23 protein-coding genes and 1 pseudogene are annotated in these 21,542 nt (G+C 54.5%); 11 read left to right on the forward strand and 13 right to left on the reverse strand.

The window, feature by feature from the left end:
* Nucleotides 1-174: 174 nt before the first annotated feature.
* Nucleotides 175-1,689, forward strand: a complete 1,515-nt coding sequence (gene bcmE, locus FJ695_RS26280) for a thiamine pyridinylase (RefSeq protein WP_141188212.1) — start codon at nucleotides 175-177, stop codon at nucleotides 1,687-1,689.
* 65 nt (nucleotides 1,690-1,754) lie between these two features.
* Here the strand turns inward: bcmE and FJ695_RS26285 are convergent, their stop codons facing one another.
* On the reverse strand, nucleotides 1,755-3,266 hold the full coding sequence (locus FJ695_RS26285) for an AMP nucleosidase (RefSeq protein WP_168206498.1): 1,512 nt from the start codon (nucleotides 3,264-3,266) through the stop codon (nucleotides 1,755-1,757).
* A gap of 199 nt (nucleotides 3,267-3,465) precedes the next feature.
* Here FJ695_RS26285 and FJ695_RS26290 point away from each other — a divergent pair, with 199 nt between their 5' ends.
* The 5 genes from FJ695_RS26290 to FJ695_RS26310 all read left to right on the forward strand — a co-directional run bounded on the left by FJ695_RS26290 (nucleotide 3,466) and on the right by FJ695_RS26310 (nucleotide 7,903).
* A complete protein-coding gene (locus tag FJ695_RS26290) occupies nucleotides 3,466-4,263 on the forward strand; it encodes a transporter substrate-binding domain-containing protein (RefSeq protein WP_141188214.1) in 798 nt (265 codons plus the stop codon).
* Between the two features lie 377 nt (nucleotides 4,264-4,640).
* Nucleotides 4,641-5,447, forward strand: a complete 807-nt coding sequence (locus tag FJ695_RS26295) for an amino acid ABC transporter permease (RefSeq protein ID WP_141188215.1) — start codon at nucleotides 4,641-4,643, stop codon at nucleotides 5,445-5,447.
* Between the two features lie 18 nt (nucleotides 5,448-5,465).
* A complete protein-coding gene (locus FJ695_RS26300; RefSeq protein WP_141188216.1) occupies nucleotides 5,466-5,870 on the forward strand; it encodes a hypothetical protein in 405 nt (134 codons plus the stop codon).
* A 75-nt stretch (nucleotides 5,871-5,945) separates the two neighbouring features.
* Nucleotides 5,946-6,632 carry a DNA-3-methyladenine glycosylase I gene (locus FJ695_RS26305; RefSeq protein WP_141188217.1) on the forward strand — a complete coding sequence of 229 codons (687 nt, stop codon included), beginning with the start codon at nucleotides 5,946-5,948 and terminating at the stop codon, nucleotides 6,630-6,632.
* A 131-nt stretch (nucleotides 6,633-6,763) separates the two neighbouring features.
* Nucleotides 6,764-7,903, forward strand: coding sequence for a site-specific DNA-methyltransferase (locus tag FJ695_RS26310; RefSeq protein ID WP_209010824.1), 1,140 nt, complete (start codon nucleotides 6,764-6,766; stop codon nucleotides 7,901-7,903).
* 835 nt (nucleotides 7,904-8,738) lie between these two features.
* On the opposite strand, the gene FJ695_RS26320 is transcribed toward FJ695_RS26310, so the two are convergent.
* The 5 genes from FJ695_RS26320 to FJ695_RS26340 form a co-directional block, all read right to left on the reverse strand.
* Nucleotides 8,739-9,455, reverse strand: a complete 717-nt coding sequence (locus FJ695_RS26320) for a deiodinase-like protein (RefSeq protein WP_141188218.1) — start codon at nucleotides 9,453-9,455, stop codon at nucleotides 8,739-8,741.
* Nucleotides 9,456-9,472: 17 nt separating this feature from the next.
* Nucleotides 9,473-9,916 carry a MarR family winged helix-turn-helix transcriptional regulator gene (locus tag FJ695_RS26325; protein ID WP_141188219.1) on the reverse strand — a complete coding sequence of 148 codons (444 nt, stop codon included), beginning with the start codon at nucleotides 9,914-9,916 and terminating at the stop codon, nucleotides 9,473-9,475.
* Between the two features lie 362 nt (nucleotides 9,917-10,278).
* Nucleotides 10,279-10,932 carry an SdpI family protein gene (locus tag FJ695_RS26330; protein WP_141188220.1) on the reverse strand — a complete coding sequence of 218 codons (654 nt, stop codon included), beginning with the start codon at nucleotides 10,930-10,932 and terminating at the stop codon, nucleotides 10,279-10,281.
* Nucleotides 10,910-11,191 (reverse strand): autorepressor SdpR family transcription factor, encoded by a 282-nt coding sequence (locus FJ695_RS26335; RefSeq protein WP_141188221.1) that lies wholly within the window; start codon nucleotides 11,189-11,191, stop codon nucleotides 10,910-10,912. Before FJ695_RS26335 ends, FJ695_RS26330 begins: the two co-directional genes overlap by 23 nt.
* A 782-nt stretch (nucleotides 11,192-11,973) precedes the next feature.
* On the reverse strand, nucleotides 11,974-12,366 hold the full coding sequence (locus FJ695_RS26340; protein WP_247653743.1) for a helix-turn-helix domain-containing protein: 393 nt from the start codon (nucleotides 12,364-12,366) through the stop codon (nucleotides 11,974-11,976).
* Nucleotides 12,367-12,519: 153 nt separating this feature from the next.
* Between FJ695_RS26340 and FJ695_RS26345 the strand changes: the two genes are divergently transcribed.
* From FJ695_RS26345 to FJ695_RS26355, 3 genes are read left to right on the forward strand one after another with little or no spacing between them, the layout of a single operon-like run.
* Nucleotides 12,520-13,134 carry a glutathione S-transferase C-terminal domain-containing protein gene (locus FJ695_RS26345; protein WP_141188223.1) on the forward strand — a complete coding sequence of 205 codons (615 nt, stop codon included), beginning with the start codon at nucleotides 12,520-12,522 and terminating at the stop codon, nucleotides 13,132-13,134.
* Nucleotides 13,131-13,517, forward strand: a complete 387-nt coding sequence (locus FJ695_RS26350) for a nuclear transport factor 2 family protein (RefSeq protein ID WP_141188224.1) — start codon at nucleotides 13,131-13,133, stop codon at nucleotides 13,515-13,517. The genes FJ695_RS26345 and FJ695_RS26350 overlap by 4 nt, the downstream gene beginning before the upstream one ends.
* Before the next feature lie 3 nt (nucleotides 13,518-13,520).
* Nucleotides 13,521-13,730, forward strand: coding sequence for a 4-oxalocrotonate tautomerase family protein (locus FJ695_RS26355; RefSeq protein WP_141188225.1), 210 nt, complete (start codon nucleotides 13,521-13,523; stop codon nucleotides 13,728-13,730).
* Nucleotides 13,731-14,193: 463 nt separating this feature from the next.
* Here FJ695_RS26355 and folE read toward each other — a convergent pair whose 3' ends face one another.
* From folE to FJ695_RS26370, 3 genes are all read right to left on the reverse strand, one after another.
* On the reverse strand, nucleotides 14,194-14,847 hold the full coding sequence (folE, locus tag FJ695_RS26360) for a GTP cyclohydrolase I FolE (RefSeq protein ID WP_141188226.1): 654 nt from the start codon (nucleotides 14,845-14,847) through the stop codon (nucleotides 14,194-14,196).
* Between the two features lie 242 nt (nucleotides 14,848-15,089).
* On the reverse strand, nucleotides 15,090-16,367 hold the full coding sequence (tyrS, locus tag FJ695_RS26365) for a tyrosine--tRNA ligase (protein WP_141188227.1): 1,278 nt from the start codon (nucleotides 16,365-16,367) through the stop codon (nucleotides 15,090-15,092).
* A 277-nt stretch (nucleotides 16,368-16,644) separates the two neighbouring features.
* Entirely contained in the window at nucleotides 16,645-17,094 is a 450-nt protein-coding gene (locus FJ695_RS26370; protein ID WP_209010825.1) for a MarR family winged helix-turn-helix transcriptional regulator, read from the reverse strand.
* Nucleotides 17,095-17,189: 95 nt separating this feature from the next.
* Here FJ695_RS26370 and FJ695_RS26375 point away from each other — a divergent pair, with 95 nt between their 5' ends.
* Complete coding sequence (locus FJ695_RS26375) at nucleotides 17,190-17,888, forward strand: glutathione S-transferase family protein (RefSeq protein ID WP_141188228.1); 699 nt, start codon at nucleotides 17,190-17,192, stop codon at nucleotides 17,886-17,888.
* A gap of 5 nt (nucleotides 17,889-17,893) precedes the next feature.
* Here the strand turns inward: FJ695_RS26375 and FJ695_RS26380 are convergent, their stop codons facing one another.
* The 4 genes and pseudogenes from FJ695_RS26380 to FJ695_RS26395 all read right to left on the reverse strand — a co-directional run.
* On the reverse strand, nucleotides 17,894-18,550 hold the full coding sequence (locus FJ695_RS26380) for a cysteine hydrolase family protein (protein ID WP_141188229.1): 657 nt from the start codon (nucleotides 18,548-18,550) through the stop codon (nucleotides 17,894-17,896).
* Nucleotides 18,551-18,574: 24 nt separating this feature from the next.
* Nucleotides 18,575-19,057 carry a MarR family winged helix-turn-helix transcriptional regulator gene (locus FJ695_RS26385; protein ID WP_141188230.1) on the reverse strand — a complete coding sequence of 161 codons (483 nt, stop codon included), beginning with the start codon at nucleotides 19,055-19,057 and terminating at the stop codon, nucleotides 18,575-18,577.
* A gap of 100 nt (nucleotides 19,058-19,157) precedes the next feature.
* A complete protein-coding gene (locus tag FJ695_RS26390) occupies nucleotides 19,158-20,105 on the reverse strand; it encodes a glycoside hydrolase family 18 protein (protein WP_141188231.1) in 948 nt (315 codons plus the stop codon).
* A gap of 333 nt (nucleotides 20,106-20,438) precedes the next feature.
* Nucleotides 20,439-20,676, reverse strand: a pseudogene (locus FJ695_RS26395) (aminomethyl-transferring glycine dehydrogenase subunit GcvPB); the annotation flags it as partial.
* A gap of 119 nt (nucleotides 20,677-20,795) precedes the next feature.
* On the opposite strand from FJ695_RS26395, the gene FJ695_RS26400 reads away from it, so the two are divergent.
* A complete protein-coding gene (locus FJ695_RS26400; RefSeq protein WP_141188232.1) occupies nucleotides 20,796-21,539 on the forward strand; it encodes a hypothetical protein in 744 nt (247 codons plus the stop codon).
* Nucleotides 21,540-21,542 lie beyond the last annotated feature (3 nt).

Below are 21,542 nucleotides of genomic sequence, written 5' to 3' on the forward strand. Positions count from 1 at the left end.
TCTTTGAGCCGTTCTTATTTTGCTGTGATTACTTTTGGCCCCGCTGCGGGCAGGCCACCCGGCATCATCAAAACCCCTATAAATTGCAACTAATATTTCTTATATTTATGATTGCATTACCTTACGTCAGCATGCCACACTCCCCGCGGTCCCCAAACACCGAAGAGGCGAGCCATGCCAGAGCATTTCCGGAACATCGCGATCATGAATAGCGCCGTAGTCCTCGGCGTTTTGATGTCGACAGACGTCTCAGCCCAGAACTGCGATGCGATCTGCACCAACGGCGAAAGCTGTATCTCGGCAGCCGTTTACCCCTATGTGCCAGATATGGGCGCCTTTACCTCCGCTATCTGCTCGGCATGGCAGTCGGCAGGCCAAACCGAAAAGCTCTATCTGATCGCAGATGAGACTGTCTGGGACGGCGGGTACGATTCCAATCCAGTCTATACAAACGGCAGCGGCAGCCAGGTTCCGATCGATGTCTTTGTCTATGACGCGATGTATCTGGAGTACTGGAAAACGCAAACTGCGCAAATTCCGGCAGCGCAGATCACCAATCAGTCGGATTTCGTGCCTTATGCAGAAACCGCACTCAAATTGCCCAACAATGATATGTATGCGCTGCCCATGTTGGGCTGCACCAACATCATGTTCTACCGCAACGGCGATACTGGCATGGGCGGCGTGACGACGCTGTCGGAGTTCGAGCAGGTCAATCCTGATGGCATTTACATCAGCCCAGTGCCTTTCGGTATGACAGGCGCGATGATGAATATGGCCGGCAAAACGACCATCGGTGTCAACTATATGGTCAAAGGCTATCTGGACACCGGCACTTGGCCATCAATGAGCCAGCTCGATCAATCGATCATCCAATCTCTTGCGGATATTTCTGAAACAGCAAGCTATTACAATGCATTGACCGGAGCCATCCCGCCTTTACAAGGTGTGGAAGACCAATATGTCCGGGCGGGATATTTCAGTGCTGGCTATGGCCGCACATCCATCGGATTTTCTGAGAGTATGTCTCAGATGTCGGCCTCCACACGCCAGAATTTGCGGCTCCGCGCCTTCCCGTGGACGGACAACACCGCGTCACCGAATATGTTTTATGCCGATGTTGCGGGTGTGAACCGCAATTCGCCGTTCCTTGCGAACAACGGAACGCTACCGTTTGTGCTGGCGAACATTATGACCGAGCAGGCAACTGTGCAAAACGCCATCGCACCGTCGGGTGGTGACCTCTCCTATCTCTTTCCGGCCCGGACCAGTGTCCTGAATGCACTGAGCTCGGTTGATCCGCTCTATGGACAGATGTCGGACATCTTGAACGCAAAAACCACACAGCTCGTCAGCATGCCGACGACCGACCGGACCGCGTTTCACAGTTTCGGCGGCAATGTTCAATCGGCAGTTCTAGGAACCTTTAGCGGGCACTGCGATCTGGAAAGCACAACGTTCCCAGGGGACAATTCTCAAGCCCCTTCAATCTGTTCGCCGCTTTGCCAGTCGGCAGGCGGCTGGGTTGGCTCTTGGACCAACCAATCGCCCCCAGCCTGGCCGGGATACTCGGCATGTGGCTGTTCAAAGTGCATCCAGGCGTCTCCTCTGCCGCAATCCGTTCAAGAGGAAGAAGCAACCACAATGGTGCAATCCGGCCCAGCTCTGAAACGCTATATGCGTAACTAGACTTCGCCGGTCTGAAATCGAAACGCGGCCCCGCAAAGGCCGCGTTTTCTTGTTTGCTTGGGCCGTTACTGAAACGCGGTTTCGGCAAAGCTTCTGAGTTTGCGGGAATGCAGGCGGTCGGCGGGCATGTCGCGCATCTTTTCGAGCGATCTAATGCCGATCTCAAGATGTTGGGCAACCTGGCGCTTGTAAAAATCCGTCGCCATGCCCGGCAGCTTCAATTCGCCGTGCAGCGGCTTGTCGGAGATGCAGAGCAGCGTTCCATATGGCACGCGGAAGCGGAAACCGTTGGCGGCAATGGTCGCCGATTCCATATCGAGCGCAATCGCGCGGGACTGGGAGAACCGTTTGACCAGTTCCGGCTGATCCCAGAGTTCCCAATTCCGGTTGTCCAGCGAGACGACGGTCCCGGTGCGCATTACACGCTTTAGATCATAGCCGTCATAGCCGGTGACTTCCGCAACCGCATCTTCCAACGCGACCTGGACTTCGGCCAGCGGCGGAATTGGCACCCATGTCGGCAGATCTTGATCCAAAACGTTGTCATCGCGCACATACCCATGGGCAAGCACATAATCGCCCAGCGTCTGACTGTTTCGAAGGCCCGCGCAGTGTCCCAGCATCAGCCAGACATGAGGGCGCAGAACGGCAACATGGTCGGTGATCGTCTTGGCGTTGGAGGGGCCAACCCCAATGTTGACCATAGTAATGCCGCCGCCGTCGGCGCGCTTTAAGTGATAGGCGGGCATTTGCGGCAGTTTGGCCGGCTCCACACCACTGCAGGGAGCCGTTTCTCCAGCCTTGGTCAGCACATTTCCGGGCGAGACAAAGGCCTCATAACCGCTGTCCGGATCTGCCAGGAACTCCTGGGACATGCGGCAGAACTCGTCGATGTAAAACTGATAGTTCGTGAAAAGCACATAGTTCTGAAAGTGCTCTGCGGCGGTCGCCGTATAGTGTTGCAACCGGTGCAAGGAATAGTCGACGCGCGGCGCGGTGAATGAGGCCAGCGGCATCACGCCATCGGCCGGATCATAGGTGCCATTGGCAATGGAATCGTCCATCACCGTCAGATCCGGCAGATCGAACATATCGGCCAGCGGCCGGTCGAGGTGCGCTGCCGCCGCACCACCTTCCACATGAGTGCCGTCATAAAAGGCAAAATGCAGCGGGATTGGCATGTCACTGTCGCCGATCAGGACCGGAACCTCATGGTTCTTCATCAACAGTGACAACTGGTCTTCCAGATAGTGCCGGTAAAGGTCCGGCCGCGTGATGGTCGACGCGTGACTTCCGGGACCGGAGACAAAGCCATAGGACAAGCGGCTGTCATGGCGGATATGGCTGTCGGTGACGATTTGAACCTGCGGATAAAACGCCCGCACCCGATGATCGAGCTTCTTCCCGTCGAGAAGCCCCTGAAAGTGTTTTCTCAAAAAGGCTGTATTGTCTTCAAAAATCTCAATGAGCCGTTCAACGGCTGCCTTGGCATCGCTGAAGACTTCAAGAGGGTGCGCCGGCGCCAAACGTGTTGGCCGCGCTTTTTGCTGAAAAGCCCTATGGATCGGGTTGGTCATTAAAATCATCCTTATTGTTGTTATCCTTCAACCCTCTCGCCAGATGCCTCTGCGGTCAATAGCGGAACAACATTTTTTGAATATTTTTTCAGGCGAAGAAAATATTTTCGCAGCTAGCATTGTAAAACATCGCGAGGTGGACTTTCGCGGTTTCGGGCGAGCCGATAAGCTCAGGGCGGTCCACCACTTGAGGTTTAATATGTTCCGCTCGATGCAGTCTCTCCTTCTTGGCATAGTCGCTCTTCTGGCAGTTGGCAGCGCCCAGGCTGAAAACCTTCCGGACCTGAAAGGCCGGGAGATCGTTGTCGCCTCTGAAAACACCTACCCGCCGATGCAATTCATCGATCCGGCAACGGGCCAGCCGGCAGGCTGGGAATATGATGCTGTTGCAGAAATCGCCAAGCGGCTGAACGCGACGATTGCGTACGAAAACCTCAGCTGGGACGCCATGATCCCGGCCATTTCAGCCGGTGAATACGACATGGCCATGAACGGTATCACCATCCGCGCCGACCGGGCGGAAAAGGTCGACTTCTCTGCGCCTTACATCCGGTCTGAAATGTTCATGCTGGTGCGCGCCGATGAAGACCGGTTTTCCAGACCGGAAGAGTTCGCCGCCAACGCCGATTTTCTGGCAGGCGCACAGCCAGGCACAACGCCCTTTTATGTCACCGTCTATGAAGTCCTGGACGGCGATGAAACCAATCCGCGCATCAAACTGTTCGAAACCTTCGGCGCGGCGGTTCAGGCACTCAAAACCGGCGATGTTGATCTGGTCCTGACCGACAGCACCGGCGGACAAGGGTATGTGACCGCCAATCCGGACACGTTTAAACTTGTGGGCGACCCGATGGGCTCTGAAGACTTCGGTTTTATCTTTCCAAAAGGCTCGGACTTGATCGCGCCCATCAATGCGGCCATCGCCAGCCTGCGTGCCGACGGCACTTTGGAAGCGCTGAACAAAAAGTGGTTCTTTGACTATAAGGCAGCGCAATAAGTCCGGTCGTAGGAACACTCACCCAGGCGGTAAAGGATACGCTGTCGCCATAGGCACGGAAGTCATCCCCGGCGCAGCAAAGCGGAGACCGGGGATCTACTCGTTTGCAGAGATTTCCGGCCAAAGTCCAATGCCTGCAGCAAGCGGCAATGAGAGTAGATCCCCGGACATATCCGGTTTCGGGGGCGGGGATGACATACGGCAAAAATCTTGTTTCCTAATCCCGCAAAACAGAACGTTAAAGCAGGACAATTTGAATATGCAATTGCCCTGTCCGCAAGCGGAGTTTCCGATAGCCGCAACCTAAAACTCAGCTATTCTTTCTCACTTTAGTGCACTCAATCCCCTCTCCGGAACGCCAATCACAGGCACACCTCATGCTTTCAAAAAAGTCCAAAGCGAATGCTCAGCAACAAGACTTTCCCTATTGGCTGCTGGCGGCCTGTCTGATTGCGGTTTTTTTCCTGATTCAGATCGCCACCGACGACATCTATTCAAAGGTCATGGCGACCGTGTCCCGGGGGATCGGCATTACCATCTTTGTTACGCTGACGGCCTTTTTGTTCGCCTCAATGCTGGGCCTGCTATTGGCGGTTGCTTCCTTGTCCGGATCAACTCTCCTGCGCCAAACCGCCCGCTTTTACATCGAGATTGTGCGCGGCCTGCCCATCATCGTGCTGCTTCTTTACATAGCCTTTGTCGGCACGCCATTGATCGTGATGGGGCTTAACGCGGTTCTGGAGCCACTCGGAATAGATACCCTCCGCACCCGCGACTTTCCGTTGTTGTGGCGGGCCATCACAGCGCTGACGATTGGCTATTCAGCTTTCATCGCCGAAGTTTTCCGGGCCGGCATTCAAGCGGTGGACACCGGTCAGATCGAGGCGGCCAAGGCTCTCGGCCTCGGCCGCTGGCTGCGGTTCCGGCTGATCATCTTCCCGCAAGCGCTCAAAACCATCCTGCCGCCCCTCGGCAATGACTTTGTCGCTATGGTCAAAGACAGTTCCTTGGTGTCCGTTCTGGGTGTCACTGACATCACCCAGCTCGGTAAGGTCTATGCCGCAGGGTCCTTCCGTTATCTGGAAACCTATAATGTGGTGGCGCTCATTTATCTGATGATGACCATCTCGCTGTCCCTCGCCTTGCGAAAGTTTGAGCGGACAAAGGATACCAAGGCGGGGTAGCTTTTTATGGATAAAGACATGAAAGGCCCCCTAGTTAAACAAGCCGGGCGCGAGCTCCTGCGCGAGGGGGATCTGCCAAAGATCCGAGGCGCTTTTGCTCAAGCCATGATCCGGTTCAACAACCATATGGAACGGGTGCCATTGTCACCGGAAGAGATGAGGCAGTTTCTTTCATTCCGGCTCGATACGGTATGGAAGGCTAAAAAACGATCCGACAGGTGGTTAGGCCGCCTGTTCAATCTTTTGACAGTTGGAGATCCCGACTACTTGCAAATGTCGGGTGCCCGGACCGGGGAAGTCTTGGCATTGGCGGGCTATGATGTCCCCGATGTGCTTGACGCTTTGACAGAATACCATGTCAGGCGCGATGTCGTGGAAAAAGCCTATTCCAACCTCAACAGACGACAAGGCCCAAACGACTGATTGTTCAAAGCCTATTGCATTATGATGCTAACCTTGATGATCTCATGACCGTGAAACTGTTCGTGGATTTTCCGAATGAAGACATTTGAAGAAATCGAAGCACTGGCCATCGAGAAAAAGGGCGGCGCAGATCAGCTCACGGCGCTGCTCGCGCAAAACGACTATATGAAGTCCCCGGAAGAGCTGGAGAAAGTCGGCGATGACCGCTGGCTGGCGATGTTCACCAAGACGATATTTCAGGCCGGGTTTTCCTGGAAGGTGATTGAGAAGAAGTGGCCGGGTTTTGAAGAAGCCTTTGAAGGGTTTGATACCGCCCGTCTTGCCTTTTTACCCGATGAAGCCTTTGAAGAGCTGCTTCACAACAAGGACATTGTCCGCAATGCCATGAAGATTAAATCCGTGCAAGCGAACGCGGTCTTCCTGCGGGATCTGGCGCAGGAACACGGCAGCGCGTCAAAGTTCTTTGCTGAGTATCCGGTCGAGGATCAAATCGGCCTGATGGAGCTTTTGAAAAAGCGCGGCAGCCGGCTTGGCGGCAACTCCGGCCAGTATGCGCTTCGCTTCATGGGAAAGGAGAGTTTCATCCTCTCACGCGACGTGGTTAACGCTCTTATCCGTGAAAATGTCATTGGCAATGAGTCCATGTCGAAAAAAAATCTGAACGCGATTCAGGCCGCTTTTAACCATTGGCGGTCAACTTCCGGCCGCTCGATGAATGAAATCAGCAGAATTCTGGCGTTTTCGGTCGGACCCTCTCATTAACTTCTCATTTAACTTTTACCATTGTAAACAAAGCATTGATTCAAAGAGAATTTTTGTTTTGACCGCTTAACGCCTGATTTACCAAAAGCGGTAACCATGACACTCGAAATTGCGTGAGGTATTGCGTCGCAATGAGAGTACTGCGTACCGGGGTGTCCCCTGTGGCACCCCACCCAACATCTTCAACGGAAGCCAACGCTTCCTGGTTGAACACAATCTTGAAGGGCGACTGCGTAGCCGCCCTTGAGAAGCTGCCGTCCCGGTCTGTCGACCTGGTTTTTGCGGATCCGCCCTACAATCTTCAGCTGGGCGGCGATCTGCACCGGCCGGATCAGTCCAAGGTGGATGCCTGCGACGATCACTGGGACCAGTTTGAGAGCTTTGAGGCCTACGACGCCTTCACTCGCGCTTGGCTGCTCGCCACCCGCCGGGTGATGAAGCCGGACGGCTCGCTGTATGTCATCGGCTCTTATCATAATATCTTCCGGGTCGGCGCGATCCTTCAGGATCTCGGCTTCTGGATCATGAACGACATCGTCTGGCTGAAGTCGAACCCAATGCCGAACTTCCGCGGCAAACGGTTCACCAATGCTCATGAGACGATGATCTGGGCGACCAAGTCGAAGGACGCCAAGCCGACCTTTAACTACGATGCTCTGAAGACCTTCAATGAAGATCTCCAGATGCGCTCCGACTGGCACCTGCCGCTGTGCACGGGCTCAGAACGGCTGAAGGGAAATGATGGCCAGAAGGTGCATCCGACCCAAAAGCCGGAAGCGCTGCTCTACCGTGTGCTGACCGCCTCGTCCAAACCGGGCGACGTGGTGCTCGACCCGTTCTTCGGCACCGGCACCACTGGGGCTGTCGCGAAGAAGCTCGGCCGGAACTATGTCGGTGTGGAGCGCGAACAAGACTATATCGATGCGGCAACGGCGCGGATCGCGGATATCCAACCGGGCGATGAAAAAGCGCTGGAGATGCAGCAGGGCAAACGAGCCCAAAAGCGGATTCCGTTTGGTACGCTTTTGGAAAACGGCCTCTTGGAAGCAGGCACTGAGCTGACGTGTTCTAAAGGCAAACATCTGGCGATTGTCCGGGCGGACGGATCGCTGAAGTCAGGCGATCACACCGGGTCGATCCACAAGGTGGGTGCTTTGGTTCAAGGCCAGGAAGCCTGCAACGGCTGGACTTTCTGGCACACGAATGAAGGATCGAAAAAGTCGCCGATCGACGAACTGCGCAAGGAAATCAGATCCCGCCTGCAGGCATAAGCAGGAAACCAAGCAAAAGCGACCTTCGCGTTCCCCGCGAATACCTTGAAACCCCGTCTTCCAGAATGGAAGTCGGGGTTTTTGTTTGTCGCACGGAAACGCAGCATCCACGGCGGTCACCCCGGCCGCAGCGGAGCGGAGAGCCGGGGCCTACTCGTTTGCAGAGATTTTGTTTTTAGGCTCAAAGTTGCGGCAAGCGGGCCTGAGAGTAGGGCCCGGGTCGTCACTTGCGTTCACCCGGGGTGACAGCTTGCGGGTTGGCATTGCCTGCCGTCCGGGACTTGATCCGGGACCCTTTCATATCCAGCCGGTCCTGGCTCAAAGGCCGGGACAGCGGAGAGGAAAGCGGCCGCCATCCCTCGACTTTAGACCCTGTACCGTAGGCCAGCTAACAATTTGACTGCTTCGCTGGCACCTTCATTTTTGGCTGCTGAATGAAGATAGACAACTTTCTACATTTCATAGGAGGAGCGCTATTTCCGGTGCACAGGAACACGTTGAAACGGTTCTGAGGACCGTTCAATCAGGGTCGGCCCCTGCCTTGTCGCGTATCGCAGCCTCCTGGCGGCGGTCGCTGTATAAGCATGGCCTGAACCCAGCTGCTAGCCGCCCTTATTCTTAAAAACTGGCACGGGAATTCGAGCACGTCGCCTATAATTGGTTTCATTTGACCGGAGCACATTTGATTTCTGGCCAGGTGGTATGTGTGCGGTGGTGTGATCACCACAAACGCACATCAACGACGCCAGAGATCAAATCTGCCCAGCCCCTTCCGATCAATATGCTCCTAATGGATCCAATTAATTGCGGCGTGCTCTAGATGAGCCGTTTTCGATCAGCAGGTCGTTCGCCCTGAAATGCTGGAGCTTCGGTTCAACAGGAGTTGCAGGTTTCTTTTGATGACATTCGTCCAGATAAGAAACGGCAATCCCTTGAAAAAATCGGAAGCAGCCCCCCGGCCAGCTTTGCGCAATGTGCGCAGCACCGTTTTAGGAACTGCGGGCCGGAAGTAACTCTTTACCCGGACCTCCCGCCCGGCGGTCAACGCCTTTAGGGCCTTGCGTGTTGCCGACGGATTATTCCATTCAGAGCGGAAAACAACGCAGCCGTTCTTGTTGATGATGAACACTGCATTCGGCATACTGCCATACGCGACGTGAGCTTTTCCGTCGAAATCATCGACAAAGATAATTCTGCTTTCGCGGTCTTCCTCTTTCAGTCGCAGGGCACATGCAGTTTTATCCCACTGGCTTTCATGCCCTTTGATAAGCTGACCCGGATGCGCTTCACGCACATAAAGAACTGCATTTGAAACAGACGGGAATTCGCTCTCTAGCGCTTCCATTATGGTGCGCCGGCTCTGAAATAGCGGGCAAGTGATGCTCCCCATCTCAAGCACCAGATACTCCCCTTCAAAGGCAAGCAGACGCTGTTTGCCACCGTCTGTCGTTTGCAATTCGAAATCCGGCGCCTTTTGTCCGGCGATTGGCCCTTCAACTGTGTCAAAGTCATAATCATCCGGTGAAAACGTACCGTAGTTGTACCCTGCCATTTTACGCACTCCCTATCTTAGCCCTCCGGCCCATCGCGCAAGTTCGCGCTCATTTTCCGGAATGTTTTCAAAGTTATTTCAATATCCGTGTCCGGAATTCCGGCGAGAACTCGGGCAACCAATTTTTGGGCCAGCGGAACCAGGTGCCGCTCCAGGACCGCACCTTTTTCGCTGACATCTACCAGAAGCTTACGCCGATCCTCTGGATCCTCCCGACGCACTACAAGGCCCTTGCGAACCATGGCGTCTGCCAGTCTGGTGACAGTGGTGCGGTCCTTGATTGTCAGTTCCGAGATAGCGCCGGGAGATAGCGGCCCCTTGCTCCAAAGGACCAACAGAATGGCCCACTCCTCCGGGCTCACATCGTAGCCTGACGCCCGAAACAAACGGGACAATTCCTTCCGGGCCTGAAATCCCAGCCGGTTGATCCAATACAGCGGAATGTTTTCGTAATCCATCATATGTGCATTCTACAATATGTGTATATTACACGCAATGCAATAAAGTGAAATCAATGGAGTGTTTATCATTGGTCACCGCTCACACCACCCGGAATGGCAGGCGCGCCGGACTTGCCGGGCGGAATTGAAACTTCCTGGTCGGCGCCAACAACAAACATACCTATCCTGCGCCTGGCCTCAGGCGGCTGTAAGCGCGATGAGGCCGGGAGATGTTGCCTCCGGGCCATCAGCAGACCAAGACATGCTGATGCGCCTGCAAACCGGACAAGTTGGGCGCCCTTTAAGAAGAGAGGTTCTCATCGGCCCAAAAGCGGCGAAGGCCGCCCGTTTGGCCGGCCTTTGCCGCTTTTCTTTTGCATTTGCTAATGACCAGGACTTCGCCAGCGAAGACTGATCAGTGTCCCGGCCAGCAAGGGAAACAAAGCCGCAATCAAAATGGCCGTGACCAGAAGCTCTGGAGTTTCAATACTGAGCGCCCCAAATATCAAAAGAACACCCGACAGCATCATGAACCGGCCTGTCCAAATGTGTGTCCTTTGCCAGCATTGTTCGTCCTGCATGATCCAGGGTAGTCTCAAGCCGCCAATCTGGTTGGGACGGGACTTCGGCAGACTGTTTCCGACGACCGCAAAGAGGACACCCGTCCCGGTGGCGACGACACTCATGATATCGACCGGCTCACCAAGACCGATCAACAAGAATGTAACCTGAATCCCAAGCAGCAATGCCAGCACACTGCTTCTAGCGGACCGCACAATGTAAAAACCACCGTCCACCTTGGACTTGTCGCCAAACGTCTGCAAAGCGGTGATAAACAGTGTCACGAACGTCCCTGTCAATGGCATGAACAAGACGGCTAACCATGCAGGCGCCCACAGATCCGGGTCTCCATGAATGTTCCAATGAACAGGCAGTTCTGCATCATGCGGAATCAGTATCAGCCCAAGTAAGGCTGAAAACCACAGCGCAGCCAACAACACCAAGACAAGACTGCTATGAACTCTTTTTACCTTCATTGAGGTGATCCTTCAGATCCAATACTCCACTCAACGCCTGTTCCAACACGCTCATGTTGAGCGAATAAATGATGTTGGTCCCATCACGTTGTGTGGTCACCAATTCTGCGTCTTTCAATTTATTGAAATGGACTGACATGGTGGGTTTGCTCAGATCGAAGTGATCCGCCAATTCGCCTGCGCCCATAGAGCCACCCTTCAGCAAAGCTAAGATTTTCCGCCGAGCCGGGTGTGCCAGTGCTTCAAAAACCTTGTTCACCGCATCTTCCTTCCTCTTTTTAATTAGAAAATTCTCTAATTAGAGTCAATGCTAATAATTCATTGAATCGCGAACCCGGCTCACCTGAGCAACTGTTGAATTTAGCGAGGGACCGGGCACGGCTCAAAACGACGAAATTGAGCCTGGGGGGCATATCAAATTGCGCGCAGCACAAATCTCGCCGCGGGCGGATCACCCCGGCGTTCTAAGTATAGAAATCCGTCCGAAATGAACGGGGTGGCAGGCGCGCCGGACTTGCCGGGCGATCGGTGGGTAGTGGGATAAATGGCAAGGCGCCGCGCCTGCCCGAAGGCTTTTCCCGGCCAGCTGTCTTGTCTTTTCTCTGCTTTTCCGCACCAGAAAGCGGTCCGGGCAATCAGAGAAAATCTTCCGGCCTAAGCCGTCTCCGTCTGGAACCCGGATACGGACCAAATAACCGGCTGACTGCTGGTGGCGCTCCGTCTGATCCGTTACCTCAGAACTGCGCCAAGCCTCCGGCTCCTGCCACCGCGAACGGACGGTCCACTCTCGGCCCCGTGGGACAGGAACAGAACACAGCATACGGGCGGATTTCCGAGCGTGGATAAGTTTTCTTTTTGTCAGGCGGAACAGTGAGGACTGTCATCCCCGGGTCGTCCGGGGATCTACTCTCCGTGCAACTTGCCGCAGCCCAGGTTTTCCTAACTCAAGGCTCTGCAAACGCGTGGATCCCCGGTCTCCGCTTTGCTGTGCCGGGATTGACTGAAGCGCTATATGCACCCTGCCTAAAGTTCCTGCACCTCTCACGCAGGTTCAAGCGCCTGCGCCAGATAATCCTCTGCAGCCTCCTCGCTTTTATAATAGCCGCTGCGTTGCTTGAGTTTGTGGCCGACACGGACAATTCCTTCGAGCGCCGGAATGAGTTCTTCGCCGATTTCCGTCAGTTCATATTCAACCGAGGGCGGTGAGGTTGGGCGGACATGGCGTTGGATAACCTGCCTGTCTTCCAGTTCCTTCAGGCGGGCCGACAGAACCTTGGCAGAGACCGGCGGAATATCGGCTCTGAGTTCACTGAAGCGGCGCGGGCCGGCTCGTAGGCACCAGATGACATTCGGTGCCCAGGCGCCTGCGATGACTTGCATGCATTCCGTCAACAGGCAGGGCGCTGGCGGCTTCGGGCTTTGATTCTTACGCATTTTCAACGCCATAGGTCTCGCTCCGGCAGTACGTCAAACAAGCAGAGGTTTCTCCGCGGTAACTCGATATTCTTAGTTACCATTGGTTACCTACTTGTCAATAGAAACTTTAGTCCGCATCTTCCCGTCATCACAAACCGACGGAGCCAATCCATGAAACTCTTTTACAAATCAGGCGCCTGTTCCATGGCCGCACACATCCTCTTGAATGAGGTCAATGCCACTTATGCTCTTGAGAAAGTGGATACGGACAAAGGCGAAATAGCAAGCGGCGGGGCGTACGCGCAGATCAATCCGCGCGGCTATGTACCCGCCCTGAAATTCGACAACGGGTCTATCCTCACCGAAAATGTCGCTATCCTGTCCTGGCTGTCTGATACCTATCCGGAATTGTCCGCCGCCAATGCCAACGATCCGCTGCAAAAGTTCCGGATGCTGGAAGCGCTCAGCTTCCTGACCTCGGAATTGCACAAGGCCTTTGGGCCGTATTTCTCCGGCAAGACCTTCTCAGACGAGCAGACTGCCCAGAACCTCAAAGCGTTGAAGGCGAAAATCTCTCAATTCGAAGCGATGCTGCCAAAAGACGGCGAATATCTTCTGGGCGGTTCGTTTTCGGTGGCAGATGCCTACGCCTTTGTAATCTTAAACTGGGCGAATTTTCTCAACATTCCCTTGACCGAATGGCCGCGGACCGAGCGGTACGTCGCGCGCATCAAGGACCGCCCGGCGACCCAGCGTGCGCTTCAAGAAGAAGGGCTGGCCGCATGAGCAGCGCATTCGTTGAGCTTCAGCCGGTGATTTCCGACTATTTCGACGCGCTTTATCATTGCGACACGGAACTGCTGCAAAAAGTGTTTCATCCCAAGGCGGTCTATGCGACTGCCGATGACCCCCCCCTGCTCCACCGGACCATGGACGAGTATGTGCCGGTTGTCGCGGCGCGTCAGTCGCCCGCCTCACGCGGCGAGGTTCGCACTGATACCATCGAGGAAATCCAGCTCGCCGGTGACAACACCGCGTTTGCCCGCGTGCGCTGCTCCATCGGTCAAAGTGACTTTGTCGACTTTCTGACCTTTGTGCGCACAGACGGCCGCTGGCAGATCATGTCGAAGATTTTTCAGATCATCCCACGTCAAACAGGGAGCGCTTGACCCATGCCCTATGTCCATATTCAAGTGACCGACGAAGGGGTCAGCAAAGAACAAAAAGCTGACCTTATCAAAGGCGCGACGGATCTTCTGGTCGATGTTTTGGACAAGGACCCAGCCACCACCTTTGTCGTGATCGAAGAAGTCAAATTGGAAGACTGGGGCGTCGGCGGCCTACCGGTTCAAGAGTACCGGGCACAATTGACGCGCTCCTGAAACCCTTCAAAATCAAAACGCGGGGCTCCAGTGAAAATTGGAGCCCCGCGCTTGATGACCTACCACCCGCCGGTCATCTCGGGCGGAGCGAAAGCAGAGACCTGGGATCGGTGAGCCCGGACCTATTTAAAAATGATAAGTTTTTGTCTCTCCGAGCCCGGCTCGCGCTATGTTTGGTCGGGATGACCGCGAGAAGGTTAGGCTAGTCGGCGCAACACTTTCCGTCATCCCGCACGTGATGCGGGATCCATACCGTTGCATCTCCAAACAGCACGGCGCTGTTTGCGGCTCCGCCACGGTATGGATTACCCGGTCAAGCCGGGTAATGACGGCGGTGCGTGCGGCAGAGGCCTACTATCCCCTTAGCCGTCATCAAAGCGGTGAGTTGATGACAGCGGTAAGAGTTATGGGTTTGTCAGCAATCTGGGGGCTCCGGGACAAACCCGAGCCCTCAACCTGTTGTTCAGCCGAATGTTTCCTGTGATCCAGCAATCGAGCTCAGAAAATCCCGCCGCAGGTCTTTGTCCGTCGAAAACGCGCCGAGCATGCGGCGGGTCATCATGGAAACGCCCGGCTTTTTGATGCCGCGGGTGGTCATGCACATGTGGGCAGCCTCCATGACGACGGCAACGCCGCGTGGTTTCAGAGCCGTGTCGATGGCATCTGCGATCTGAGCCGTCAGCGTTTCCTGGATCTGCAGGCGTTTGGCAAAGACCTCCACGACACGTGCCAATTTGCTGATGCCGACGACCCGTCCGGCCGGAAGATAAGCGATGTGCACCTTGCCGATGATCGGCACAATGTGGTGTTCACAGTGGGATTCAAACCGCATGTTTTTCAGAACAATCAGGTCATCATAACCGTCTGTTTCTTCAAAGGTCCGCTGCAGCATTTCGACTGGGTCAGTCTGATATCCTTCGAAAAACTCTTCATAGGCCCGCACAACCCGGGCTGGCGTATCAACAAGACCTTCCCGGTCCGGATTATCCCCTGCCCACTCGATCATCACCCGGACCGCCGCTTCGGCATCCTCCCGCTTCGGCCGGCGGTGCGCGCTGTTGCTTTTGTGGTGTGTGTTTGCCGACGATGCACCTTCAATGGCTTCAACCAATGACATTCTTTACTCCAGATCGAAAACCTCACATTTGTAATGTTATAACTTTACTCATTATAATTGAAAGACATCTGAGTGATCCGCACGTTCGTTATGTGCCTAAGATTTTCAGAAAATCGCAGCCGCTCGCCGTTTCCTTCAGAAAATCAACGCGTTCAAAATGCTGTGCCGACAAGTTGACGGGGACAAATTGCAATCTGGGGTGATGGCGGGTCACCCATCCTGCTGCGACCCACCAACGTAAGTTATTCAAACCCGATCAGTGCTTTGCGGCGTTTGCCGACAGAGAGTGACAGCCGGTCGTTGGCGCCAAGGTCGCCGGAGGAAATGCGGCGGCGGGCATCGTCGACCACCCGGTTGTTGAGCCGGACACCGCCACCTTCCACCAGGCGCCGGGCTTCGCCGTTGGAGGCAGCAAAGCCGGCTGCCACCACCAGTTCCAGAAGGCCTAGGCCTTCAGCCAATGTTGGCAGAGCCATGGTGTGCGTCGGCTCGATCAGCTCCGCATCTCCGGAAAACAGTGCATCGCCCTGCTCAAGTGCCGCCCTTGCTTCTTCCGGGCCATGCACAATGGCCGTCACCTGCGTTGCCAGGATTTTCTTGGCTTCGTTCAGCTCTGCGCCCTGCAGTTCTGACAGGCGCTCAACTTCGCGCATCGGCAGTTCGGTGAACAGGCGCAGGAATTTGGCAACATCAGCATCAGCCGTGTTGCGCCAGAACTGCCAGAAGCCGAAGGGCGACAGGTGTTCGGGATGCAGCCAGACGGCACCAGCAGCGGTTTTACCCATCTTGGATCCGCTGGCCGTGGTCAGAAGAGGTACAGTCAGGCCATGCAACTTGCGCCCGTCGCGGCGGCCAAGCTCGACCCCATTGACGATGTTGCCCCACTGGTCCGAGCCACCGACCTGCAGAACGCAGTCGTGGCGTTTGGCGAGTTCCAGAAAATCAACCGCCTGCAGCATCATGTAGCAGAATTCCAAAACCGTCAGCGGCATCTGCGCTTCCAGCCGGGATTTCACACTGTCGAAGGTCATCATGCGGTTGACGGTGAACTGAGACCCGTAGTCGCGCAGGAATTCAAGGAAGCGGAACTCGTTGAGCCACTCTGCATTGTCGACAAGCAGCGCGCCGTCCGGGCCGTCCATGTCGACGAGCCGTTCCACCGACCGGCGGATGGTGGCGATGTTCGCTGCGATCTGGCGCTCTTCCAGAAGCGGGCGGGCCTCATTTCTAAAACTCGGATCGCCGACCTGGCTGGTGCCACCGCCCAAAACAACAATCGGCCGGTGCCCGAGTTTTTGCAGCCAGCGCAGGGTCATCAGCGGCATCAAATGGCCGACGTGCAGGCTGGCGGCCGTGGCATCGAACCCTGCGTAGGCGGTGATCGATCCGTCGGTGAGGCGCTTGTCGAGGGCTTCCAGATCTGTTGCCTGGTGCACGAGCCCGCGCTCCAGCAGCACCGATAGGGCTTCGGATTTGAGTTTGGTCGCCGGCTTACCGGCTTCGATCATGTGTTTGGTCATTTTCGGCTTCCTGGGTCTTTCGGGAGTTCCCGCCAGGGGCCGGCATCTAAAAACCAAAAAGCCGCCTGACGCGGCGGCTTTTTAGGTTTGATTTGTCAGAGCAAGATCCTACGCAGCCGCCGGTATGTCGGTGACGTAATAAAAATACACGAAGGATGCGGTCATCTTGGTCATGCCAGTTTAGATGCGCGAAGGAGCGCTCAGAGTCAAGCCACCCTGCCAAAACAAATTTTTCGGGACATTCAAAACCAGACCGAGTTTCAGATGTTTCCACCTCTTACTTCGGCAGGACCTTGCCCAGAATTCTCAAGAGATCCGCTGCGTCTTCCTGCGATAGGTAATCGGAAAACTCACGCCGGACAGCGGCCTCATAGGCGGGCCACATCTTGTCGAGCAAATCCGTGCCCTTGGAGGTCAAGCAGATGACCTTTCCCCGGCCATCGTCTGGGGCTGCCTGTTTTTCGACCAGGCCAGCGGCAGCCAGCCGGTCGATCAGGCGAGACACGTTGTATTGAGCCAACAACACCCGTTTTTCGATCTCGATTGGTCTCAGAACTTTTTCAGGTCCCCGGCGCAGCTCCAGGAGGACGTCGTACCAGCTCAAAGGCGGAAACCCGTCCGCTTTCAGCTGTGTTTCGACACGATCCAGAACCGCCGTACTTGCCCGTTGTAGGCGGGCCCAAGCGTCCATGAAATCCGGTGTTTCGTGGGCTGTCTTTTCATCCATGCACCCTGATAGGCGTTTAATGCAGATGCATCAATCTTGATTTTCATGCAGCCGCATTTATATATCCATGCATCTGCATGAAACTGGAGTCTCTTATGGCCACATCCCTCACCCTCGTCAGTCACACGCTGTGCCCCTACGTTCAGCGTGCCGCGATCCTGCTGGACGAAAAGAACCAGCTTTTTGAGCGCATCTACATTGATTTGGCGAACAAACCCGCGTGGTTCAAACGCGTCTCGCCGCTTGGCAAGGTTCCGCTGCTCAAGATTGCGGACAACAACTACCTTTTTGAATCCGCGCCCATTCTGGAATATCTGGATGAAACCATCGGAGTGCCGTTTCATCCGCAAGATCCGGCGGAACGCGCCCGGCACCGGGCCTATATTGAATTTGCGTCGCAGATCCTGAATGCAATTGGAACGCTCTACAACGCGAAAGATCAAGAGGCTTTCCGGTCAGCGGAAGCAAATCTCAGATCGAAATTCGAACACCTTGAAACGGCACTTTCGCCAGATGCCCCCTTCTTCTCGGGCAAGGATTTTTCACTGGTCGATTGTGCCTTTGCACCCGTGTTCAGGTATTTCGATGTTTTTGAAAGCTTCACACATCTGACCGTTTTGGATGACCTGAAGAACACCAAAAACTGGCGTGTTGAGCTGGCAAGCCGTCCCTCCGTTCAACGTGCTGTGAAGGACACCTATGCTGAGGACCTGAAGCATTTCCTACACAAACGTGACAGCTGGATGTCGGAACTGTTGAGAGCTCACGAAACGGCGACAGCGGCAGCCGAATAGACCTGTTATGCTGTCTGGATAACAGCCCCAAGGTCCGTGAGTGCCGTTCTGATAGACGGCCATTTTTCCGGTGTTACCGTTAGAAGTGCCGGTTCAACAATGTCGACCGAATACCCCCGGTTCATCGCCCCTCTGGCGGTGAACTGGACACATTGACAGGCGTCCAACCCAGTCAGGCGGAGGTGACCGATAGTCCGCTGTGCCAAGTAAGCCACAAGCTCGGGATTATAAAACGCATCGCCAATCGGCTTTTCAAAAACCGGCGCGTCGCCGACGTTGAGATCCCGATCAAAGGCCAGCCCTTTGCGCCCGGGTGTGCCGATGCCGCCCATCAAAAGCTTCATTGCCAAAATGGCGGGCCAATGGCGGAAAACCTGCTTGATAAAGATAACATCCTCGCCGGCTTGCCGTGCCGCTTCAATGTCACGGTTGATCCGGTCAATCGCTTGGGCCCGTTTCTCATCGGGATAGGGTTTTGGGCCGTTGCGGGTAAAGTCCTCCTGCACATCGATGACAAGGAGCGCGGTCTTTGGCCGGGCTGCCCTGTCGATCAGTGCGCCCTTTGTCGGGGCGCTGGAGATTTTAACGACCCAGAAAAAATAACCAACCGCCGCCAAAACCGGCGCTGAAAGGGCAATTAAAACAAGCGTTAAAAGCGACATTGTCCGCTCCTGATTTCAAGAGATTCATTCCAGGCCGCGTGGGCGGTCCGGATCGTCTTCAAATTCGGCAAAATGATCGAGCATGGCACATAAGACACGCTGGGAAGCCTGCAGCTCATCCTTGGAAAAGAGTTCGCTGACCGCGTCCATGGCATCGTTTTCCCTGGCGCGGATGCCGCCAAAAACGGTGTGCCCCTTCTCAGAGAGACCAAAAAGTGGTGAGCGTTTGTGGGCCGGGTTTTGGCGGCGATCCACAAGATGCAAACTTTCCAGCTGGTTCACCAACAGCTGGATCTGCTGGCGCGCCAAAAACAGCACCCGGCCAATATCCGGCACAGACATCGGGCCGAGTTCCTCCAGCACTTCCATGACGGCGCGCATGCCAACAGAGATGCCAGACCCGTCCAGATTCGCCTCCACCGCCCGCGCAAGACGGCGGTGCACGGGCCGGATCAGCCGCACCAGTTCATAGAGCTCAGCGGATTTTGGTTTGCTTGATTTTATCATGACAATATATATGTCATAATGACAAATATATTGTCAATATATTATAGAGCTGTGGCTGAATGGATCGATGGGGCTGGCTAAATCCCTTAGCAGCCGGAAATCATGCGTCGGCCAAAGCTTGTTCGAGCGCCCCCTGTATCGTCTTGCCCCAACTGTTGGCGGTTTCGGTCGAGCTCACATGCAATGAATACTGCCACGCCATCACACCGCCGAATTTGGCGCCAAAGTGGCTCATCAGAGGCTGAACCAGATACGTAACCGTGTCGGCGGCACTCAAGTATCCGGCCATGGTTTTGTTAAGGCCGGCATTATCCAGGCTGGTGACACGCCCCAAAACCAATTTTTCCACCGGTGTTGCTGCTTGCTCCGACAAAGCCAGGATCGACCAGCCCGGCGGCGTGCTGCCGGAAAGACCTGTGATCTTTTCCTTTTGCGCCGGACCGTCATTGGTGTTGCCGTTGTACCAGGTGCCGTTGTTGTAATATTGGATGTTGAACCAGTCGATAGCATCGCCTGCCGCCGAAGCGATCTGCGAATACGGCGCTTCTTTCCAGGCCGGATCAAAATAAGGCGCCTGCGGCGCGTGGGTCACGATCAGGCTCTTGCCTGGGGGTACCGCCGCCTTGAGCTCCTTGGACAGTGCAATCAGGAACTTTTTGGCGTCATAAGATGCCGCCGCCGGATTTTGAAGTGACGCTGTATCTTCAAAGTCAATATCAATGCCGTCGAAGTCATGTTTCACTGCATAATCAACCAAAGATTTTGCGAATGAGCTGACATTTAATGAAGCGCTCTTCCAAGCTCCGGCCGGAATGTAATCTTCATCACCGCCCAAAGCGAACAGAACCTTCCGTTTGCCGTTTTCCTTCAGTTTCGGCACGACCCCGGGCTCAGACAGGAATTTGTCAATGACAGCCGTATCGATGCCGCCGCTCACCGTCGGCACGACGACTGCCAGAATGACATGTGTAAACGCACTTCCAACGATCCCGTCGAGGGGCACATTGTTGCGGTTGTAGTAGATGATGTTGCGGGGTGTACCAGCCATGGCTCTGCCTCCCTGCCGGTGTCACAGCGCGGCCTCTAGCGCCACAAGGAACCCAGGCGGCGCCGGCCAGCGCAACACCAAGATAACACAACTATTAAGTGCATAAAATGGAAACTACGCCTCTCACCCGAACCTTCGGTCCGGCCCCTCCCTATGGGAGAGGTGACTTCAGCAGCAAGTGGAAACGCGCCCATTTCCGCAAACCCGGCATGCCCCCTCTCCCATTGGGAGAGGGCCGGGGTGAGGGGCTCGCGCGCCGGCCCATCTTCAAAGGTGTTCACGAAAAAGGGCAGACAAATTGCCCGCCCTTGGTTTCGGAAATTTGCAGAAAGCTTATTCCGCTGCTTCCGGCGTCACTTGGGCCGGTTCCGGCTCGGTCCATTTCAGGATCGCTTGCGGGCAGCCCCGTTTCATCGAGACGGCGGCGCGGGGCGAGATACGGCGCGCCGGAGAAGCGTTTTGTCTCGCCGCGTTTGGCACTCATCACCAGATCGCGCATGGTCGCCACGAACAGATCGAGCGCGGCCCTGCTCTCTAATTCCGTCGGCTCAATCAGCATCGAGAAGTGGACACCCCAACGGAACTACACTTATAATTGCAGCTCAGCTTTAATCAGCCTTTGCGTCTTCAGGGTATTTTCTCCATGCCATGTAAACTGCATACAACTAACAAAAATTAGAGGTACTTAGCATGCGATGGTTTCTGTATGTGTTTGCATTCATTACGATTATCCCACACACCGCTTATTCAAGTGAAGATGAAGTATTTGATACAATCCGTAGAATCGTTTCACAATATGAACATATACTTGTAGATTGGTCACCAACCGACAAAGAACTTAAATTCGTTCCTGGTGCATTTGTACATAGATTAGATTACAGTCCCACAGACACAATATTTAATTTTTCAAAATTCGGGTACCTTTGCACTCCAGAGCACTCAACGTTCAAACCAACTTTAGATATTAAATTAAAAGATAGGAATATAAACAGCAACTTCTTCTCATCAACAAGAAGAAAATTCAACCTCGATAAAAATAGAATTGAAAATTTTGGTCTCCCCACACTTGCTAGCTTAATTAGAGATGGATCAGTATTTATCTCAGAACAGAAAGAATTCTTCTTAGAAGATAAAGGAGAATATAATCGTATATTGGCCAATCTCGGACCGATTTGCAAAGATTCGATAAATAACAATGTCACCGCCAAAAACGCATTTCAGATTGAAAAAACCATAGCAATACGCCTTGAGTACAAATTCTATTACCCCGACAATTTAGGGCCGATTGATCGAGAAAGAATCAGAACAGAATTAAAGAGTTCTTTTGGTGAAAACCATGACATAGTCATAAAAAACGCAAGCTCTAAAGTAGAAAGCGACATGACGGTTTATGGAATTGATTTACTTCCTCGCCTGGAAAAACCTATCAACTAGATA

Origin of the sequence: Labrenzia sp. PHM005, from assembly GCF_006517275.1 — a bacterium.
Lineage (GTDB): Bacteria > Pseudomonadota > Alphaproteobacteria > Rhizobiales > Stappiaceae > Roseibium.

Bases quoted from the DNA above. Each gene is read 5' to 3' on its own strand.
- FJ695_RS26300 (WP_141188216.1), top strand. From the start codon at position 5,466: ATGAAAGGCCCCCTAGTTAAACAAGCCGGGCGCGAGCTCCTGCGCGAG.
- FJ695_RS26325 (WP_141188219.1), bottom strand. From the start codon at position 9,916: ATGATGGATTACGAAAACATTCCGCTGTATTGGATCAACCGGCTGGGA.
- tyrS (WP_141188227.1), bottom strand. From the start codon at position 16,367: ATGACCAAACACATGATCGAAGCCGGTAAGCCGGCGACCAAACTCAAA.
- FJ695_RS26330 (WP_141188220.1), bottom strand. From the start codon at position 10,932: ATGAAGGTAAAAAGAGTTCATAGCAGTCTTGTCTTGGTGTTGTTGGCT.
- FJ695_RS26350 (WP_141188224.1), top strand. From the start codon at position 13,131: ATGAGCAGCGCATTCGTTGAGCTTCAGCCGGTGATTTCCGACTATTTC.
- FJ695_RS26355 (WP_141188225.1), top strand. From the start codon at position 13,521: ATGCCCTATGTCCATATTCAAGTGACCGACGAAGGGGTCAGCAAAGAA.
- FJ695_RS26370 (WP_209010825.1), bottom strand. From the start codon at position 17,094: ATGGATGAAAAGACAGCCCACGAAACACCGGATTTCATGGACGCTTGG.
- FJ695_RS26380 (WP_141188229.1), bottom strand. From the start codon at position 18,550: ATGTCGCTTTTAACGCTTGTTTTAATTGCCCTTTCAGCGCCGGTTTTG.
- FJ695_RS26285 (WP_168206498.1), bottom strand. From the start codon at position 3,266: ATGACCAACCCGATCCATAGGGCTTTTCAGCAAAAAGCGCGGCCAACA.
- FJ695_RS26320 (WP_141188218.1), bottom strand. From the start codon at position 9,455: ATGGCAGGGTACAACTACGGTACGTTTTCACCGGATGATTATGACTTT.
- FJ695_RS26390 (WP_141188231.1), bottom strand. From the start codon at position 20,105: ATGGCTGGTACACCCCGCAACATCATCTACTACAACCGCAACAATGTG.
- bcmE (WP_141188212.1), top strand. From the start codon at position 175: ATGCCAGAGCATTTCCGGAACATCGCGATCATGAATAGCGCCGTAGTC.
- FJ695_RS26400 (WP_141188232.1), top strand. From the start codon at position 20,796: ATGCGATGGTTTCTGTATGTGTTTGCATTCATTACGATTATCCCACAC.
- FJ695_RS26290 (WP_141188214.1), top strand. From the start codon at position 3,466: ATGTTCCGCTCGATGCAGTCTCTCCTTCTTGGCATAGTCGCTCTTCTG.
- FJ695_RS26310 (WP_209010824.1), top strand. From the start codon at position 6,764: ATGAGAGTACTGCGTACCGGGGTGTCCCCTGTGGCACCCCACCCAACA.
- FJ695_RS26340 (WP_247653743.1), bottom strand. From the start codon at position 12,366: ATGCGTAAGAATCAAAGCCCGAAGCCGCCAGCGCCCTGCCTGTTGACG.
- folE (WP_141188226.1), bottom strand. From the start codon at position 14,847: ATGTCATTGGTTGAAGCCATTGAAGGTGCATCGTCGGCAAACACACAC.
- FJ695_RS26305 (WP_141188217.1), top strand. From the start codon at position 5,946: ATGAAGACATTTGAAGAAATCGAAGCACTGGCCATCGAGAAAAAGGGC.
- FJ695_RS26375 (WP_141188228.1), top strand. From the start codon at position 17,190: ATGGCCACATCCCTCACCCTCGTCAGTCACACGCTGTGCCCCTACGTT.
- FJ695_RS26345 (WP_141188223.1), top strand. From the start codon at position 12,520: ATGAAACTCTTTTACAAATCAGGCGCCTGTTCCATGGCCGCACACATC.
- FJ695_RS26385 (WP_141188230.1), bottom strand. From the start codon at position 19,057: ATGATAAAATCAAGCAAACCAAAATCCGCTGAGCTCTATGAACTGGTG.
- FJ695_RS26295 (WP_141188215.1), top strand. From the start codon at position 4,641: ATGCTTTCAAAAAAGTCCAAAGCGAATGCTCAGCAACAAGACTTTCCC.